Here is a 17,386-nt window from a genome sequence, read left to right on the forward strand (position 1 = left end):
TATATTCGTCCCGATATTCCTTTTGGAATATCGGGCTTTTTATTTCTTATGATTAAGGAGAATGAATATGATTAATGTTGAATTAAAGGGCGGTACAGTCAAGGAATTTGAAAGCGGAGTAACTCCTGCTGAAATTGCAAAATCTATCGGTATGGGACTTTATAAGTCTGTATGCTGTGCAAGAGTTGACGGCAATGTTGTCGACTTGCGTACACCTATTACAAAGGATTGCAGAGTAGATCTTCTTACTTTCGATGAGCCTGACGGTAAAAAAGCGTTCTGGCATACTGCATCACACATTCTTGCACAGGCTGTTAAGCGCCTCTATCCAAGTGCCAAGTGCGCTATCGGTCCTGCCGTTGACAACGGTTTTTACTATGATTTTGAAGTTGAAAAGCCGTTTACATCCGAAGACCTTGAGAAAATCAAGGAAGAGATGAAGAAAATCGTTAAGTCGGGTATTGAGATTGAGCGTTTTGAGCTTGCTCCCGACGAGGCGGTAAAAATGCTTGAAGAGATGAACGAGCCTTACAAGGTTGAACTTGCTAAGGAACATTCCGATAACGGCGAACACATCAGCTTTTATAAGCAGGGTGATTTTACAGACCTTTGCGCAGGTCCTCACCTTATGAGCGTTGCACCTATTAAGGCTGTTGAACTTACAAACTGCACAGGCGCATACTGGAGAGGCGACGCTAACAACCATCAGCTTTGCAGAGTTTACGGTGTAGCGTTCCCTAAAGCATCTATGCTTGAGGAACACCTCACAATGCTTGCAGAGGCAAGAAGCCGTGACCATAACAAACTCGGCAGAGAGCTTGAGCTTTTCACAACATCAGATGTAATCGGTCAGGGTCTTCCTATCCTTCTTCCAAAGGGCGCAAGAATCGTTCAGCTTTTACAGAGATTTGTAGAAGACGAGGAACAGCGTCGTGGCTGGTTACTTACAAAAACACCTTTTATGGCTAAGAGCGACCTTTACAAAATCAGCGGTCACTGGGACCACTATATGGACGGTATGTTTGTACTCGGTGATCCTGAAAAAGATGATGAAGTATTTGCACTTCGTCCTATGACTTGCCCGTTCCAGTATCAGGCTTATCTTAATCGTCAGCGTTCATACAGAGATCTTCCGCTCCGTTACAATGAAACTTCAACACTTTTCAGAAATGAAGCAAGCGGCGAGATGCACGGACTTATCAGAGTTCGTCAGTTCACAATTTCCGAAGGTCATCTTATGTGCTTGCCTGAACAGCTTGAGGACGAGTTCAGAAACTGTCTTGAGCTTGCTATTTATATGCTTAAAACACTCGGTCTTTATGAAGATGTATCTTACAGATTCTCACAGTGGGATCCTAAGGACAGAGATAAGTATATCGGTACTGCCGAGCAGTGGGACGAAGCACAGGGCATTATGCAGAAAATCCTTGACCACCTTGAAATTCCTTATGCTATCGGCGTAGGTGAGGCTGCTTTCTACGGCCCTAAACTTGATATTCAGATTAAGAATGTTTACGGCAAGGAAGATACACTTATTACAATTCAGATTGACCAGATGCTTGCAGAAAAATTCGGTATGGAGTATGTAGATAAGGACGGCTCAAAGAAAAATCCTTATATTATTCACAGAACTTCAATCGGTTGTTACGAGAGAACGCTTGCACTTCTTATTGAGAAATATGCCGGTGCATTCCCGATGTGGCTTGCTCCTGTTCAGGTTAAACTTCTTCCTGTTGCAGACAGACACCTTGACTATGTTTACGAAATCAAAAAGGCTCTTGACGCTTGCGGTATGCGTGTTGAGGTTGACTCAAGAAGTGAGAAAATCGGATATAAGATTCGTGAGGCACAGCTTGAGAAAGTTCCTTATATGTTCATTATCGGCGACAAGGATGTAGAGGCTAATACTGTTTCTGTTCGTCACAGAAAAGAGGGCGACCTCGGCGCAATGAAACTTGAGGACTTTATTGCAATGGCACAGAAAGAAATTTCTACAAAGGAAATTAAATAACTTGTAATAAGAATTATTTGATTTGTAAATATTATTTAAAAACTACAAAAGTAAGGAAAATAAAAAATATTGCGAAATTTTGAAAAAAGTTTTGAAAAACACTTGCATTTTGCTTATTTTTGTTGTATAATCTATCTGTTATTATGCAGAGTCAGGCAGGTGAGGAAAATGAAAGAGAACATCCATCCAGATTATCAGCAGACAACAATTACATGTGCTTGCGGTAATGTTATTGAAACAGGTTCAACAAAGAAGGACATTCGTGTTGAAGTTTGTTCAAAATGCCACCCATTCTTCACAGGAAAGCAGAAATTGGTTGATACCGGCGGACGCGTTGACAGATTCAAGAAGCGTTTCGGTATGAGCAAATAATTTTTTATATCGTAATTGTTGAGGCGGCACTTAGTGCCGCCTTTTTGACTGTTATCCCAAAAAGACGGTTATTTTTCAATAGTTGGGGTGAATTGTGGTTTAGCAAATTGATTTGCCAATCAATTATAAAAGTTTGGTCAACCTTTTCAAAGGTTGTGGGTGTGGGCAAAGCCCACAAATACTTTTCGCTTACGCAATCTAACGATAGCCAAACAGCTTGCTGTTTGGCGGCTTGAACACAACGGCGTTAGCCTTTAAAAAGGCTTGACCTAAATTTTTAAATTATTTTGCTTAACCCGTGTGTTAAACCACAATTTTATTATTTTTACCCCAAATATTTATAATAGAACCTTAATTAATAACATAAAACGGAGGTGTACTTGTTGGCAAAGGATTACAAAACCGTGCTTGAAAATGCAAGCGATGAATTTGTGGAAAAGCGTTCTCGGTTTATCGGATATTGCAAACCTGTTAAAACGGAGCAGGAGGCAATCGATTTTATTAATGAAAAGCGCAGTGAACATTGGAATGCTACACATAATGTATATGCCTATTCATTGAGAGAGGGCAACATAAAGCGCTACAGCGACGACGGAGAACCCTCAGGTACAGCCGGTATGCCTGTGCTTGATGTTATAGTAAAAAATGAAATTTTTGATGTCGTGGTTGTGGTTACACGATATTTCGGCGGTGTACTCCTTGGTACGGGCGGTCTTGTGCGTGCGTACTCTCACGGTTCAAAAATCGCAGTCGAGGCGGCAAAGCCTGTAATTATGCAGAATTGCCTTGTATGCGAGGCAAGATGCGCTTATAACCAATACGGCAAGGTATCATCTCTGATAATAGGTGTGGGTGCTGCCGTTGACGATACCGTATATGAAAGCGATGTACTTGTAAAATTTCACATTAAACCCGATTTGCTCGGTACGCTGAATAAAAAACTTGCGGACGCAACATCGGGTGAAGTTACGGTTGAACAGAAAGACGAACAGTATTTTGCTGTGCAGATAAATGAATAATACAAAATATTTAAAATTTTTTTGAAATAAAAAAGGAATATTTGCGAAAAAATCGTAAATAGCTAATAGGAAACAGAAAAGGGGGAGTTTTGTGCCTTTTCCGGACAGTTTTTTGCAGGAATTAAAGCTTAGAAGCGATATAACGGAAATTGCTTCGTCATATGTAAATCTTAAGCGCCACGGCAGAAATATGGTTGGATTGTGCCCGTTTCACGGCGAGAAAACTCCGTCTTTCAACATTTACACCGAAAGCGGCTCGTTTTATTGCTTTGGCTGCGGTGCCGGCGGAGATGTCATTACCTTTATAATGAAGATTGAAAATCTTGATTATGTCGAGGCGGTAAAGTTTCTTGCACAAAGGGCAGGTATGGAAATGCCTGAAAATACCTATGATGACAGCCTAAGTAAATTAAGAATGAGAATTTATGAGGCAAACCGTGAGGCGGCGAGGTTTTTTCACGCAACGCTGCTTTCACAAAGAGGGCAGAGCGGACTGAATTATCTTAGAGGCAGAGCTTTATCTGACCGTACGATAAGACATTTCGGACTCGGCTTTGCCGATGACGATTGGAACTCGCTTTGTAATCATCTGAAAAACAAAGGCTTTTCGGAATATGAAATTTACTCCGCAAACCTTGCTTTCAAAAGAAAAAACGGTAACGGAATTTATGACCGCTTTGTAAACAGAGTAATGTTTCCGATTATAGATTTGCGCGGAAATGTTATAGCTTTCGGCGGCAGAATTATGACCGACGAAAAGCCTAAGTATCTCAATACTTCCGATACTCCTGTATTTAAAAAGAGCGAAAACTTGTTTTCTCTTAACAATGCCAAAAGCTCGGGTACACGCACGCTGATTCTGTGCGAGGGATATATGGATGTTATTGCGCTTAATCAGGCGGGTTTTACGAATGCGGTCGCAACACTCGGCACTGCTCTTACAAATGAGCAGGCAGTCCTTATGAAACGTTATGCCGATGAGGTTATAATTTGTTATGACGCTGACGGCGCAGGTCAAAAAGCTACAGCAAGAGCAATAGACATCTTGCGAAACGCAGGACTTCCGATTAAAATTCTCACTGTGCCGAGCGGTAAAGACCCTGACGAGTTTATCCGTTCAAAAGGTGAAAACGGCCCTGCGGCATTTAAACTTTTAATAGAAAAATGCGGCAACGATATTGAATATCGACTTATGAAATTAAAAGAAAATTACAATCTCAACACAACTGACGGCAAGGTAGCTTTTTTAAACGAAGCTGTAAAAATAGTTGCGACAATTGAAAGCCCGATTGAAAGAGATGTTTTTGCATCGAAACTTTGCGCCGAACTTGAGATTGATAAAAATGCTTTTCTCGAGCAGATTTCAAAGGTCAAAAGGCGGGACAGACGGGAGAATATTAAAAAGGAAACCCGTCAGATACAGGCAGAACTTAACGGTCAGAGTGACAAGATAAACAGAGAGCACTACAAAAAACCGAGAAGTTCAAGTGCCGAAGAGGCTCTGCTCGTTTATTTAATCAATAATCCCGATTACGCAAACAGCATTTCGGAAAGGGTTACACCCGATAAATTTTCAAATTCGCTTATAAAACGCTATTATGAGTATGTACTTAGCAAAATAAAAAGCGGATACGAGCCGCTTACAAGCGTATCTTCGGATTTTAATTCCGACGAAGTTTCGTATCTTTATAAGCTGATTTCCACCACAATTCCCGCCGCATCCACAAGAGAGGCGGTAGAGGAATATATTAATGTAATTAATGAAGAGAGTAACAAGCTGACTTCGGACAAGCTTGCCGATATGTCGGCAGATGACATTAACGATTACATAATGAAGCTGAAACAAAATAAAAAATAGGAATATTTATTTTGTCTTTTAATATATAATCTTTTGTACATTCAGAAAGGAAAATGAGTATGAACGCACCTCAGGACAAAAAAGCAGTTGTAAAAGAGCTTTTAGAGCTTGGCAAACAAAAGGGACAGCTTAACAATCAGGATATTCTTGATGCTATCGGTGAGATTGACTTTGACCCCGAACAGCTCGAAAAACTTTATGACAACCTTGAACAGCAGGGTATTGAAATCGTTGAGGATATGGGCGACATCAAGATTGATGATATTGACCTCGGCGATGGCAAGGATTCTGATTTTGTTGCAGACGGTGCTGTCACCGTTGACGATCCTGTTAAAGTATATTTGAAAGAAATCGGCAGAGTACCGCTCCTTTCATCCGAAGAAGAAATTGACCTTGCCATCAGAATTGCCAACGGCGATGTACAGGCAAAACAGCGACTTTCAGAGGCAAACCTTCGTCTTGTTGTAAGCATTGCAAAGCGTTACCTTGGCAGAGGTATGCAGTTTCTCGACCTTATTCAGGAGGGCAACCTCGGTCTTATCAAGGCGGTTGACAAGTTTGATTATACAAAGGGATTTAAGTTCTCAACATATGCCACATGGTGGATCAGACAGGCAATAACAAGAGCCATTGCCGACCAGGCAAGAACAATTCGTATTCCTGTTCATATGGTTGAAACTATCAATAAGGTAAAAAAAGTTCAGAGCCAGCTTTTGCACCAGAACGGTCATGAGCCTACCCCCGATGAAATTGCAGACGAGCTTGACTTGCCAGTTGATAAGGTAAGAGAAATTATGCGTGTGGCTCAAGAACCTGTATCTCTCGAAACACCTATCGGTGAAGAGGAAGACAGCCACCTCGGCGATTTTATCCCGGATGACGGTGCACCCGCACCTGCCGATGCCGCTTCACACACAATGTTAAGAGAACAGCTTTCTGATGTTCTTTCAACTCTTACTCCGAGAGAGGAAAAGGTTTTAAGACTTCGTTTCGGTCTTGAAGACGGCAGAAGCAGAACGCTTGAAGAGGTAGGCAAAGAGTTTAATGTAACCCGTGAGCGTATCCGTCAGATTGAGGCAAAGGCATTAAGAAAGCTAAGACATCCGTCAAGAAGCAGAAAACTTAAGGATTATCTTGATTATTAATTAGGTATTGATTATGGTTACTTTTGAAGAATGTGCTCAAATGCTTGATGAAATTGCAGACTCAATGCCGCAGGAACTTTTCCGTGACCTTAATGCGGGAATGTCGCTTGAACCGCAAGCAAAGTTACATCCGCAAAGCGTGAGGGGAGAGCTGTATATCCTCGGAGAGTATGTAAGAAATTCAATAGGCAACTCAATTGTGTTTTACTACGGCAGTATTATGAAGGTGTACGGAGGTTTGTCAAATGACAAGCTGTACACGGAGCTTGAGAAAATAATGCACCACGAAGTAAAGCATCATAACGAACATCTTGCAGGTTGTGATGACCTCGGAATCTGCGATGATGAACAGATAGAATCATATCTTAGAAGTAACGGTATAACCGGATAATACATAAAAGCTGTATCGAATTTATCGGTACAGCTTTTGCTTTTTGTAAAGTGTTGTGGTGAGTTATGGTTTGGCAAAAAGTTTGTGTTAAATAATTTGAAAATTTAGGTCAAATCTTTTTAAATGTTGACCAAATTTTTATAATTGTTTGGTAATATATTTTTTTAAAAGCTAATTTAATAATATTTACACATTCAATATTTGTCCCGGATAGAGAACATTGGGATTGCCGAGATTGTTTTTATTCATAAGATCCTCTACCGTCATATTGTACATTTTTGAGATATACCAAAGGGATTCTCCCGGTCTTACAATATGTGTGCGTGGCGATTGTGAAGTTCCTGCCGGAATTGCCAGAGTTTCACCTACATAAATTCTGTTTGCGTCAGCAATGTTGTTGTATCTTAAAATGTCGTTTACCGTAGTTTGAAAAAATTGCGCAATGCCAAACAAAGTATTTCCCGGTCTGACAGTATAGTAAACAATATCCAAATTATTTCCTCCTTTGCTTTTTTTAATATAATATGCTTTTTTTACCTCTGTGCCACTGCTCTGAATATTTTTTGACAGTTACGGCAAAATATATTTGGAGGTAATAAAATGAAAATAACCATTAATTCTGTAGTCGGCAGAGAAATTATTGATTCAAGAGGTAATCCTACCGTAGAGGCTACCGTAGGACTGACAGACGGAACTTTTGCAAATGCGGCAGTACCGTCGGGAGCATCAACAGGTGCTTATGAAGCTGTTGAACTGCGTGACGGCGGTGATAGATTTAACGGCAAGGGAGTAAAAAAAGCAGTTGCAAATATCAGCAAAATTATTTCACCCGAAATTTGCGGTATGTCGCCGTTTGACCAATGTGCAGTCGATAACAAATTATCAGAGCTTGACGGGAGCAAAAACAAGAAAAATCTTGGTGCAAATGCGATACTTGCCGTGTCAGTCGCAGTTGCAAAGGCAGCGGCAAAATCGCTAAGACTTCCGCTTTACCGTTATCTCGGAGGTATTTATTCGGTAAAACTTCCCGTGCCTATGATGAATATTCTCAACGGCGGCGCTCATGCAGCAAATAACATTGATATACAGGAATTTATGATTATGCCTGTAGGTGCGAATACTTTTTCCGACGGTTTGCAGCAATGCTGTGAAATATACCACAGTCTTGGTAAAATTCTTTCACAGAAAGGTATGGCTACTTCTGTTGGCGACGAGGGCGGTTTTGCACCGAATCTTGAGACCGACGAAGAGGCAATTGAGTTGATTATTCAGGCGGTTTGTGATGCGGGATACAATACAGAGAATACTAAGATTGCTATTGATGCGGCGGCATCCGAATGGTTTAACGACGGCGTTTATCACTTGCCGAAAAGAAAATCCGTACTCAAGACAAGTGACCTTATTAATTATTTTGAAAAACTTTGCGACAAATATCCGATATTCTCAATCGAAGACCCTCTTTCGGAATACGATTGGGAGGGGTGGAAAGAAATCACGGATCGCATCGGCAAAAAAGTTCAGCTTGTAGGCGACGATTTATTTGTTACAAATTCAGAAAGACTTTACAAGGGCATTTGTGTCGGCGCAGGTAATTCTATTTTGATAAAAATGAATCAAATAGGAACTCTTACAGAAACTTTTGGGGCGATTGATATGGCACAAAAGGCGGGTTATACAACGGTGATTTCGCATAGAAGCGGTGAAACAGAGGACACTACAATTGCGGATATTGCGGTTGCGGTAAATGCCGGGCAGATAAAAACGGGAGCACCTTGCCGTACCGACCGAGTATGTAAATATAACAGATTATTAAGAATTGAAAGTCTATTTAAAGGTTCGTCCGTATATGGGCTTTAAAATATAATAATTGTCAAAATTTTGTCAATATTAAAAGGTTATTCGATTATTGTACGAATCGAATGACCTTTTTTGTCTTTATTTTGTTATTTGGGACTTTATTTGAAAAAATGCATAAAAATCTGAGCTGATATGTAGCAAGTTGCACAATAAAAGCGTTTAAAATTCTACATCGTGAATCCTCATATTTAAAATATAATTCTTTAAAAGATATAAAATCGCTTGGAAATTATGTTAAAATTATATAAAAGAAAATATAATTATTTATTATGTTCAATACTGTTCGTATATTAAACAGTATGATTTCGGTCAATACTAAAACTGAATATTTTGTTTCTGATGGCGGCTTGGTAAGCAGACAAGAATTCTGAAAGGTATTGCCGCAGAGTCAGGAGGCATTTTTATTGTTATTAAAAAGATTAATTACAGGAGTATTAACGGCAATGATTATGGCAGGCATGTGCGCATCGGCAATCAGTGCGGCGGAAGAAAAGAAAGTTGAAAACAAAAAGGTTAATTATCAGACTTATGCAGCCGAACTTGATAAAACAGCTTATTCGGGCAGTGACCTCGGTGCGGTTTGGTCTGAAGATTCAACTACTTTTAAAGTTTGGGCGCCTAAGGCTGCTACGGTAAAGTTAAATCTTTACGAGCACGGCAGTGACGAAGAGGGCGACGGCGGTTCTATTGCCACAAAAACAATGGAGCTTGACAAAAAAACAGGCGTATGGAGCATAAAAGTAAGCGGTAATCTTGCGGGAAAGTATTATACTTACAGCGTTAAAAACGGCGATACGGTTACCGAAACAGGAGATGTTTATGCAAAAGCCTGCGGTGTAAACGGCAAGCGCAGTATGGTAGTAAACCTTAACAGTACAAATCCGGATGGTTGGGAAAACGATGTTCATGTAACTGTTTCAAATCCTACCGAGGCATCTGTATGGGAAGTTTCCGTTGCCGATTTTTCATCTTCGGAATCAAGCGGCGTATCTAAATCAAACAGAGGTAAATTCCTTGCTTTTACAGAGGAAGGTACAACTGTAAACGGTATTCAGGGCGGTACACCGACATGCATTGATTACCTAAAAAGACTCGGTGTTAAGTATGTTCAGATTATGCCTTTCTGCGATTTTGGCTCTGTTGACGAATCAAAAGACATTATGTCGCAATACAATTGGGGCTATGACCCTGTAAACTATAACTGTCCCGAGGGTTCGTATTCTACAAATCCTTATGACGGTAATGTTCGTATCAAAGAATGTAAGCAGATGATACAGGCACTTCATAATGCAGGTATCGGCGTAATTATGGATGTTGTTTACAATCATACTTATTCAACGGATTCCGTATTCCAAAATACAGTTCCTAACTATTATTACAGAATGAACGAGGACGGTACATTCTCAAACGGTTCGGGCTGCGGCAACGATACTGCATCCGAACACAAGATGTTCCGCAAGTATATGATTGATTCTGTTACTTATTGGGCAAAGGAATATCATATTGACGGTTTCCGTTTTGACCTTATGGGTCTTCACGATGTTGAAACACTTAATCAGGTAAGAGATGCGCTTGACAAACTCTATGACAACGACATCGGCAAAAAGATTATTATGTACGGTGAGGCTTGGAATATGCCGACTGCTTGCAATGAAGGCACGGTAATGGCTAATCAGGGTAACCTCAAGCAGCTTAACGACCGTATAGGTGCTTTTGACGATACTATCCGTGATGCAATCAAGGGCAGTACGGGCGGTACAGACGGCGCTTTCGTACAGGAGGCAAGCAAAAAATCTAACCTTAAGATTGGCATATCGGGTCAGTCCGACCGTACTTCGGGTTGGGCAAATGTTCCGTCACAGTGTGTAACATATGCGTCTTGTCATGATAACCTTTGTCTTTATGATAAACTTGTTGATTCGGTTTACGGCAGAGATTCCGAATACAGAAAGCGTTATGAAGATTTGGTGGCAATGAATAAACTTTCAGCCGCTATTGTAATGACATCTCAAGGTATTCCGTTTATGCTTGCCGGTGAGGAATTTGCAAGAAGCAAAGACGGTGACGAAAATTCCTATGCTTCAAGCCGTGAAAAAAATATGCTTGATTGGAACAATATCAATGAATACAGCGATATTGTTGAGTATTACAGAGGTTTAATGCAAATCAGAGAAGAATTTGCGGCATTTAAAGATTGCACGACACAGAGTGCAAATGCAATTGATTATTTAAACGACTTGCCAAAAACAGTTGTAGGTTACAAACTTAACAATACAGAGCAGGGCAAATGGAATCAAGTTTGCGTTCTCTTTAACGGCGGTGATGAGTCACAGAATGTTAAAGTTGACGGCAAGTGGGTAATCGTTGCGGACAACGAAACAGCAGGATTAAGAAACCTCGGCGAAGTTGACGGCAGTGTAGAGGTTAAAGCTCATTCGGCTGTTGTTATGGCTGATAAGCAGGGCTTTGACAATGCACAGCTTACAATCCGTGAGGGTGCGGTAGTTGTAAATTATTATGACAATAAAACACATGACCTTATTTCTACCCAAACCGTAACAGGCGGTATCGGTAAGGCTTATGACCTTGCTGAAAATGCTTTTACTCTTAACTATGACATAAAGAAAACCGACGGTGACGCAAAAGGGTTCTTTACAGACGGAGTTCTTCACGCTAAGGTTTATGTTGAAAAGTACGATGGCACTTTTTCAACAGTTACTTACCACTTTGTAGATAAAGAGAGCGGTAAAGATTTAGTTGACAGCTATTCAATTAAAAACAGAACAGGGGTTGAGTATTACACTCCCGAAATTCCCGGTATTGAAAATTACAGACTTATACTCGACGAACTTCCGAACAATGCTTCCGGTGTTCTTCCTAACAAAGATTTTGATGTAACCTTTAAATACGAAAAGATTGCGGATGATGACAAGTCAAAGGACGAATGCAGAGTAAATGTAATTTATATGGACGGCAGCGGTAAGGTTGTTGAAAAGACAACTCTTACAGGTGCAGAAGGAGAGGCTTATACAGCAGAAGAAAAAGAATTTGAAGATATGACATTAAGATTTGTTCCGTCAAATGCGAACGGTAATTTTACAAAAACAGAAATTAATGTAATTTATTCATATTCAAACGACCCTGACCCCCTTAAGTCGGTTATGGTTGTTGTATATATTGCCGCAGGTCTAATTCTTGCAGGATGCGTTGCAAGCACTCTTTATACAAATATTAAAAGGAAAAAGGCTTTTGCCGAGTCTATGGATATAGACGAATGATTTTAGGTAGTTATTCCCACAAGGGATAGATTATAAAAATAAAAGGAGGAAATAAAACTATGAAAAATACAAAGAAATTTGTATCTGTTGTTCTTGCATTTTGTATGCTCGGTACAACAACAGCAGTTACTTCAATGGCTGCAACAACCGATGCGGAAACAGTATCAGGCGGTTCTGTAGCAGTAGATACAACTGCTACAAAAGCACTCGAAGAACTTGACGCAAATTACAGATATGATGGAGATGACCTCGGCGTTACATACACTAAAGATGCCACAACTTTCAAAGTTTGGTCACCTACAGCAACTGAAATTAAGGTAAATATTTTTACAAAAGGTTCAGACGATGAACAGGGAGCAAGTAAGGTAGCCTCTTACCGGCTTGAGAAAGAAGACGCTACAGGCATTTGGAAGATTAAGCTTACTGGCGAATGGAAAGACTACTACTACACCTACACAATCACAGTAGTTAATCCTACAACAGGCGAAACAACAACAAGTGAAACACAGGATGTATACTCAAAGGCAGTCGGTGTAAACGGTAACCGTTCAATGATTGTTGATCTCGACTCTACAGACCCTGACGGTTGGGACAAGGACACTCATGTATTCCAGAATGAGGTTACAGACAGCACTGTTTGGGAACTCCATGTAAAGGACTTCTCATATGACGCTTCTTCAGGTGTTTCTGAGGCAAATCGTGGTAAATTCCTCGCATTTACAGAAAACGGCACAACACTTAACGGTGAGGGCAACATTTCTACATGTATTGACTATCTAAAAGAACTTGGTGTTAATACAGTACAGCTCAATCCATTCTATGACTATGCTTCAGTAAACGAGGCAGGCAACGATGAGCAGTTTAACTGGGGCTATGACCCACAGAACTACAATGTTCCTGAAGGCTCTTATTCTTCAAATCCATATGACGGTAATGTAAGAATTAAGGAATGTAAGGAAATGATTCAGGCACTCCATGATGCAGGCATCAGCGTTGTAATGGATGTTGTTTACAACCATACATATTCAACAGACTCTTGCTTCCAAAAGACTGTTCCTAACTATTACTACAGACTTAACAGAAGAGGCAAATTCTCAAACGGATCGGGTTGCGGCAACGAGTGTGCAACAGAGCGTGCAATGTACAGAAACTATGTTATTCAGTCTTGCCTCTACTGGGTAAATGAGTACCATGTTGACGGCTTCCGTTATGACCTTATGGGTATTATGGATGTTGAAACAATGAATCAGATCAGAGATGCTCTTGATAAGGTTGATAATAGGGTTACAATGTGGGGCGAAGCATGGACAGGCGGCGATTCATACCACCCAACAAACACTTGTGACGGTACAAAGTTTATACCGGCTATTCAGTCAAACGCAGGCTCACTTAGCGAGAGAATCGGTATCTTCAATGACTCTGTTCGTGACGCTATCAAGGGCGGTGCTATGAGCATTGCAAACACAGGTTTTGTTCAGGGCTCAAAGGGTGCTGCTAAGGGTATTTCTTTCGGCTTGTTCGCTAACTCAAACGGTAACTACAAGTGGAAAGCTAAAGCTCCTTCACAGTCAGTTACATACGCTGACTGCCACGACAACGCTGCTCTTTACGATCAGCTCGTTGCTTCTACAGTTTCAGGTGACTACGGCAACCGTTACGAAGACCTCGTTAAGATGAATAAAATGGCAGGTGCTATTGTAAATACTTCACAGGGTATTTCATTTATGCTTGCAGGTCAGGAAATGGCTCGTACAAAGTACGGCGATACAAACAGCTACAAGTCTTCACCTGAAATCAACAAGATTAACTGGAACAACATTCTGGAGTATCAGGATCTTGTATCTTACTACAAGGGACTTTACGAAATCAGAAAGAACTTTACACCATTCACAGCAATGGATAAGTCATATTCATCAGCTTACACACTTAACAAGTCAATGGGCAGTGCATTCTCTAACCAGGTAGCGTTTACTGTTAAGAATGATCAGCCTGACGAGTGGCAGACAATGGCTGTTATCCACAACTCAGCTAAAAAAGCAGAAGAAGTTAAGCTCAAGGATGAAAGCTGCACAGAGTGGGTAATTATTGCTAACGATAAGACAGCCGGCTTAAAGAACCTTGGTGAGGTTTCGGGTTCAACATTTACAGTGCCTGCAATTTCAACAGTAATTGCTGTTGACAAGGCAAGCTTTGATAAGCTCGCTCTTGACGACGGTATGGGTCAGGTAACTGTAAACTATGTTTACAAACCAACAGGTGAAAACCTTGTTGATCCTGAAGTTATTCAGGGTACAATCGGTACAGGTTATACAACAGCCGAAAACTCAAGCATTAGTAATACATATATATTGAGCAAGGTTGAGGGCCCTGCAACAGGCACTTATTCAGAAACACCGGCAGTTGTAACATACTACTATGATGACTATGTTCCTGAATCATTCAAGAACGCAGACTTTAATAATGACGGTGCTATTGATGTTCGTGATGTAACATTAATGCAGTCTATTATTACAGATCCTGCAAGTGTAGATGCTGACACATATGCAAAGATAGATGTAAACTACGATACAAGGAAAGATGTAAATGATGTTACAGCTCTTCAGACTTATACTACCGGTAAGCCGGTATCATCGGGCAGTGTTACAGTAAACCATTTCTACACAGCTGAGGACGGCACAGTCGAAAAGATTACTCCTTCAACAGTAATTTCGGGCAGAGTAGGCGATGAATACACAACAACAAGCTACCGTACAATCGGTTATACTGTTGATACAACAAAAACACCTAAAAATGTAAACGGTCACATTCCTTATGGTGTAGATATGAGCGTTGATTACTACTATGTAGCGTCAAGTATGGATGTTAAACTCCATGTTAAGCACAATGGTTCACTTACTTGGAATCCGTCACTTTGGCTCTGGGGTTCAGATACAAACGGTGTTGATGCTGACAACTACACAACATCAGGTGAATGGCCGGGCGATACACTTACAGAAATGGATGAAAACGGTTGGTATGTTAAAGACTTCACTTGTACAAAGGCAGGTTCTTACAATATAATTGTTTCTGACACAGGTACAAATCAGACAATTGACTATAAGGGCTTTATTGACAACGAGCTTTGGATTGTAATCGATGACTCTAATGTAATGGGTGGTACATACCTCACATTCTATACAGAGAATCCGGATAATAACCCAAATGCACCAATCGCAGTTCCGATCGCTTAATCTAAAATAATTCAAGCCGGCCTCGTAAGGGGTCGGCTTTTGCTTTTGGTGTATTTTAAATTAGGAACACGCTTTGTTCTTATTTTTGTCAAACAATTATGTCTATTTATAAAAAAGTTTTTGGAAAAATTATGGTTTAGCAAATTGTTTCGACAGGTAATTATAAAAGTTTGGTCGACCTTTTCAAAGGTCGTGGGTGTGGCCAAAGCCCACAAATACTTTCTGCTTACGCAATCTGACGATAGCCGAACAGCTCGCTGTTTGGCGGCTTGAACACAACGGCGTTAGCCTTTAAAAGTTGCGATAGCAACAAGAAAGCCATTCATTAAACAATAAATAAGTAAATTCTTTTCTAAAAGGCTACCGCCTGTTTTTTCAAACTCGGTGCAAGCACGCAAACAGCGTGGCTGTTTGCACCTGATAAATTGTTGTATCGGAAGATTTTATGGGCGCTGCCCAAACCCGCAATTTTTGAAAAAATTGAGTAAACTTTTTTGTTTTTGGGTGGATAATTTAGCGTTAGCTAAATTTCAATGCCCGACCGACACTCCGCTAAACCATAATTTACCCCAACTTTTGATAAAGAACCTTTATAATCACTTAGCAAAGTAGTTTGCTAAAAACTAAAGATAATCAATGTTTCACTCTTATAATCATAAAAAGCAAATGCACAACGATTAAAAACCGTTGTGCATTTTTTTAGATAATGGAAGATTTAATTATTATTAAAATTAAAGATTTGTGTAACCTATAAGGCTTAAATCAACCTCTTTGGCAACATCTCTGCCTTCACGAATTGCCCATACTACAAGTGACTGTCCTCTGTGCATATCTCCGGCTGTAAATACATTTTTAACATTTGTTGCGTGAGAGCCTTCTGCGGTTGCTACATTTGTTCTTGCGTTTACTTCAACGCCAAATGCTTTTGTAACATAACTTTCCGAACCTAAGAAACCTGCCGCAATGAGTACAAGCTCAACATCAACAGTGTATTCCGAACCCTCGACTTCTTTCATCATAAGTCTGCCTGTCTTTTCGTCCTTTTCAGGCTTTAACTTAACAAGAACAGCACCCTTAAGGTTGCCCTTGTCATCGGAGATAAATTCTTTTACCGTTGTCTGATAAACTCTTGGGTCATGACCGAATACCTCAATAGCCTCTTCCTGACCGTAGTCTGTTTTACAAACTCTCGGCCACTGCGGCCATGGATTGTCGGCAGTACGCTTGTCGGGTAATTTTGGCATCATCTCAAGCTGGAGAACTGATTTAGCGCCGTGACGAATACTTGTTCCGACACAGTCGTTACCTGTATCACCACCGCCGATAACCATAACATTTTTTCCTTTAGCGGAAATATAAGTGCCGTCCTTTAAGCCGTTGTCAAGCAATGCTTTAGTAGTTGATTTAAGAAAATCAACAGCAAAGTAAATGCCTTTAGCTTCTCTGCCTTTAACCTTAATATCTCTTGGGTTGGATGCGCCGCAGCAGAGTATAACTCTGTCGTATTCGTCAAGCAATTTTTTAGCTTTTACATCTTTGCCTACATTGACGCCTGTTTTAAATTCAACGCCCTCTTCTTTCATAATAGAAATTTTACGGTCTATAACTTCTTTTTCAAGTTTCATATTCGGAATACCGTACATAAGCAAACCGCCTACACGGTCGGAACGCTCGAATACAGTAACAGAGTGACCTCTCTGATTGAGCTGGTCAGCGGCGGCAAGTCCCGAAGGACCTGAGCCGATGATTGCAATTTTTTTACCTGTTCTTACCTTTGGAGGATTTGCCTCTGCAAGTCCCTGTTCGTAAGCATTTTCGATAATGCCGTACTCGTTTGCTCTTACGGTAACAGCATCACCGTTAGCGCCGCAAGTGCAAGCCTTTTCGCAAAGGGCAGGGCAGACACGGGAGGTAAACTCCGGGAAGTTATTTGTAATTTTAAGTCTGTTATATGCCTGTTCCCAACAACCTTTGAAAATAAGGTCATTCCATTCAGGGATAAGATTGTTAAGAGGACAGCCGGAGAATGTATTGCCAATCTGCATACCTGCCTGACAGAACGGAACACCGCACTCCATACATCTTGCACCCTGCTTTTCCTGATCCTTTTTGCTTAAAGGTGTGTGAAATTCATTATAGTTTTGTATTCTTTCTTTGACTGAAAATGCCTCGGCATCTTCACGATTGTAATCCATAAAACCTGTTGGCTTTCCCATTATTGTGTG

General features: G+C 40.5%; 11 protein-coding genes and 1 other annotated feature (1 of these 12 running past the window's edge). Of the genes, 9 read left to right on the forward strand and 2 right to left on the reverse strand.

Translation table 11 applies throughout. From position 1 onward, the window contains the following. Positions 1-16, forward strand: a binding site (T-box leader) (it extends 192 nt beyond the left edge of the window). Between the two features lie 51 nt (positions 17-67). The 6 genes from thrS to KGF34_RS00560 all read left to right on the forward strand — a co-directional run bounded on the left by thrS (position 68) and on the right by KGF34_RS00560 (position 6,796). Further along, a complete protein-coding gene (gene thrS, locus KGF34_RS00535) occupies positions 68-2,011 on the forward strand; it encodes a threonine--tRNA ligase (protein WP_252559466.1) in 1,944 nt (647 codons plus the stop codon). Between the two features lie 168 nt (positions 2,012-2,179). Continuing rightward, positions 2,180-2,383: a 50S ribosomal protein L31 gene (gene rpmE, locus KGF34_RS00540; protein ID WP_022235323.1), complete on the forward strand. Its 204-nt coding sequence runs from the start codon at positions 2,180-2,182 to the stop codon at positions 2,381-2,383. 383 nt (positions 2,384-2,766) lie between these two features. Then, a complete protein-coding gene (locus tag KGF34_RS00545; RefSeq protein WP_186935079.1) occupies positions 2,767-3,402 on the forward strand; it encodes a YigZ family protein in 636 nt (211 codons plus the stop codon). A gap of 91 nt (positions 3,403-3,493) precedes the next feature. Further along, positions 3,494-5,260 (forward strand): DNA primase, encoded by a 1,767-nt coding sequence (gene dnaG, locus KGF34_RS00550; protein WP_252559468.1) that lies wholly within the window; start codon positions 3,494-3,496, stop codon positions 5,258-5,260. A gap of 59 nt (positions 5,261-5,319) precedes the next feature. Further along, positions 5,320-6,405 (forward strand): RNA polymerase sigma factor RpoD, encoded by a 1,086-nt coding sequence (gene rpoD, locus KGF34_RS00555; protein WP_252559469.1) that lies wholly within the window; start codon positions 5,320-5,322, stop codon positions 6,403-6,405. Between the two features lie 13 nt (positions 6,406-6,418). Next, complete coding sequence (locus KGF34_RS00560; RefSeq protein ID WP_249376508.1) at positions 6,419-6,796, forward strand: metallopeptidase family protein; 378 nt, start codon at positions 6,419-6,421, stop codon at positions 6,794-6,796. Positions 6,797-6,982: 186 nt separating this feature from the next. Here the strand turns inward: KGF34_RS00560 and KGF34_RS00565 are convergent, their stop codons facing one another. After that, the gene (locus tag KGF34_RS00565; RefSeq protein ID WP_022235328.1) at positions 6,983-7,288 is read right to left on the reverse strand and encodes a LysM peptidoglycan-binding domain-containing protein; all 306 of its coding nucleotides are present in this window, start codon (positions 7,286-7,288) and stop codon (positions 6,983-6,985) included. Positions 7,289-7,396: 108 nt separating this feature from the next. Between KGF34_RS00565 and eno the strand changes: the two genes are divergently transcribed. From eno to pulA (KGF34_RS00580), 3 genes are all read left to right on the forward strand, one after another. Continuing rightward, complete coding sequence (gene eno / locus KGF34_RS00570; protein ID WP_252559471.1) at positions 7,397-8,653, forward strand: phosphopyruvate hydratase; 1,257 nt, start codon at positions 7,397-7,399, stop codon at positions 8,651-8,653. Between the two features lie 404 nt (positions 8,654-9,057). Next, positions 9,058-11,931 carry a type I pullulanase gene (gene pulA, locus KGF34_RS00575; RefSeq protein ID WP_252559473.1) on the forward strand — a complete coding sequence of 958 codons (2,874 nt, stop codon included), beginning with the start codon at positions 9,058-9,060 and terminating at the stop codon, positions 11,929-11,931. A gap of 59 nt (positions 11,932-11,990) precedes the next feature. Next, positions 11,991-15,161 carry a type I pullulanase gene (gene pulA / locus KGF34_RS00580; RefSeq protein WP_252559475.1) on the forward strand — a complete coding sequence of 1,057 codons (3,171 nt, stop codon included), beginning with the start codon at positions 11,991-11,993 and terminating at the stop codon, positions 15,159-15,161. 731 nt (positions 15,162-15,892) lie between these two features. Here pulA (KGF34_RS00580) and KGF34_RS00585 read toward each other — a convergent pair. Continuing rightward, complete coding sequence (locus tag KGF34_RS00585) at positions 15,893-17,377, reverse strand: glutamate synthase subunit beta (protein ID WP_252559477.1); 1,485 nt, start codon at positions 17,375-17,377, stop codon at positions 15,893-15,895. Between the last annotated feature and the right edge of the window lie 9 nt (positions 17,378-17,386).

The organism is Ruminococcus sp. FMBCY1 (assembly GCF_023921805.1).
GTDB lineage: Bacteria > Bacillota > Clostridia > Oscillospirales > Acutalibacteraceae > Ruminococcoides > Ruminococcoides intestinale_A.

Bases quoted from the DNA above. Each gene is read 5' to 3' on its own strand.
- thrS (WP_252559466.1), top strand. From the start codon at position 68: ATGATTAATGTTGAATTAAAGGGCGGTACAGTCAAGGAATTTGAAAGC.
- pulA (WP_252559475.1), top strand. From the start codon at position 11,991: ATGAAAAATACAAAGAAATTTGTATCTGTTGTTCTTGCATTTTGTATG.
- KGF34_RS00585 (WP_252559477.1), bottom strand. From the start codon at position 17,377: ATGGGAAAGCCAACAGGTTTTATGGATTACAATCGTGAAGATGCCGAG.
- KGF34_RS00560 (WP_249376508.1), top strand. From the start codon at position 6,419: ATGGTTACTTTTGAAGAATGTGCTCAAATGCTTGATGAAATTGCAGAC.
- rpmE (WP_022235323.1), top strand. From the start codon at position 2,180: ATGAAAGAGAACATCCATCCAGATTATCAGCAGACAACAATTACATGT.
- eno (WP_252559471.1), top strand. From the start codon at position 7,397: ATGAAAATAACCATTAATTCTGTAGTCGGCAGAGAAATTATTGATTCA.
- rpoD (WP_252559469.1), top strand. From the start codon at position 5,320: ATGAACGCACCTCAGGACAAAAAAGCAGTTGTAAAAGAGCTTTTAGAG.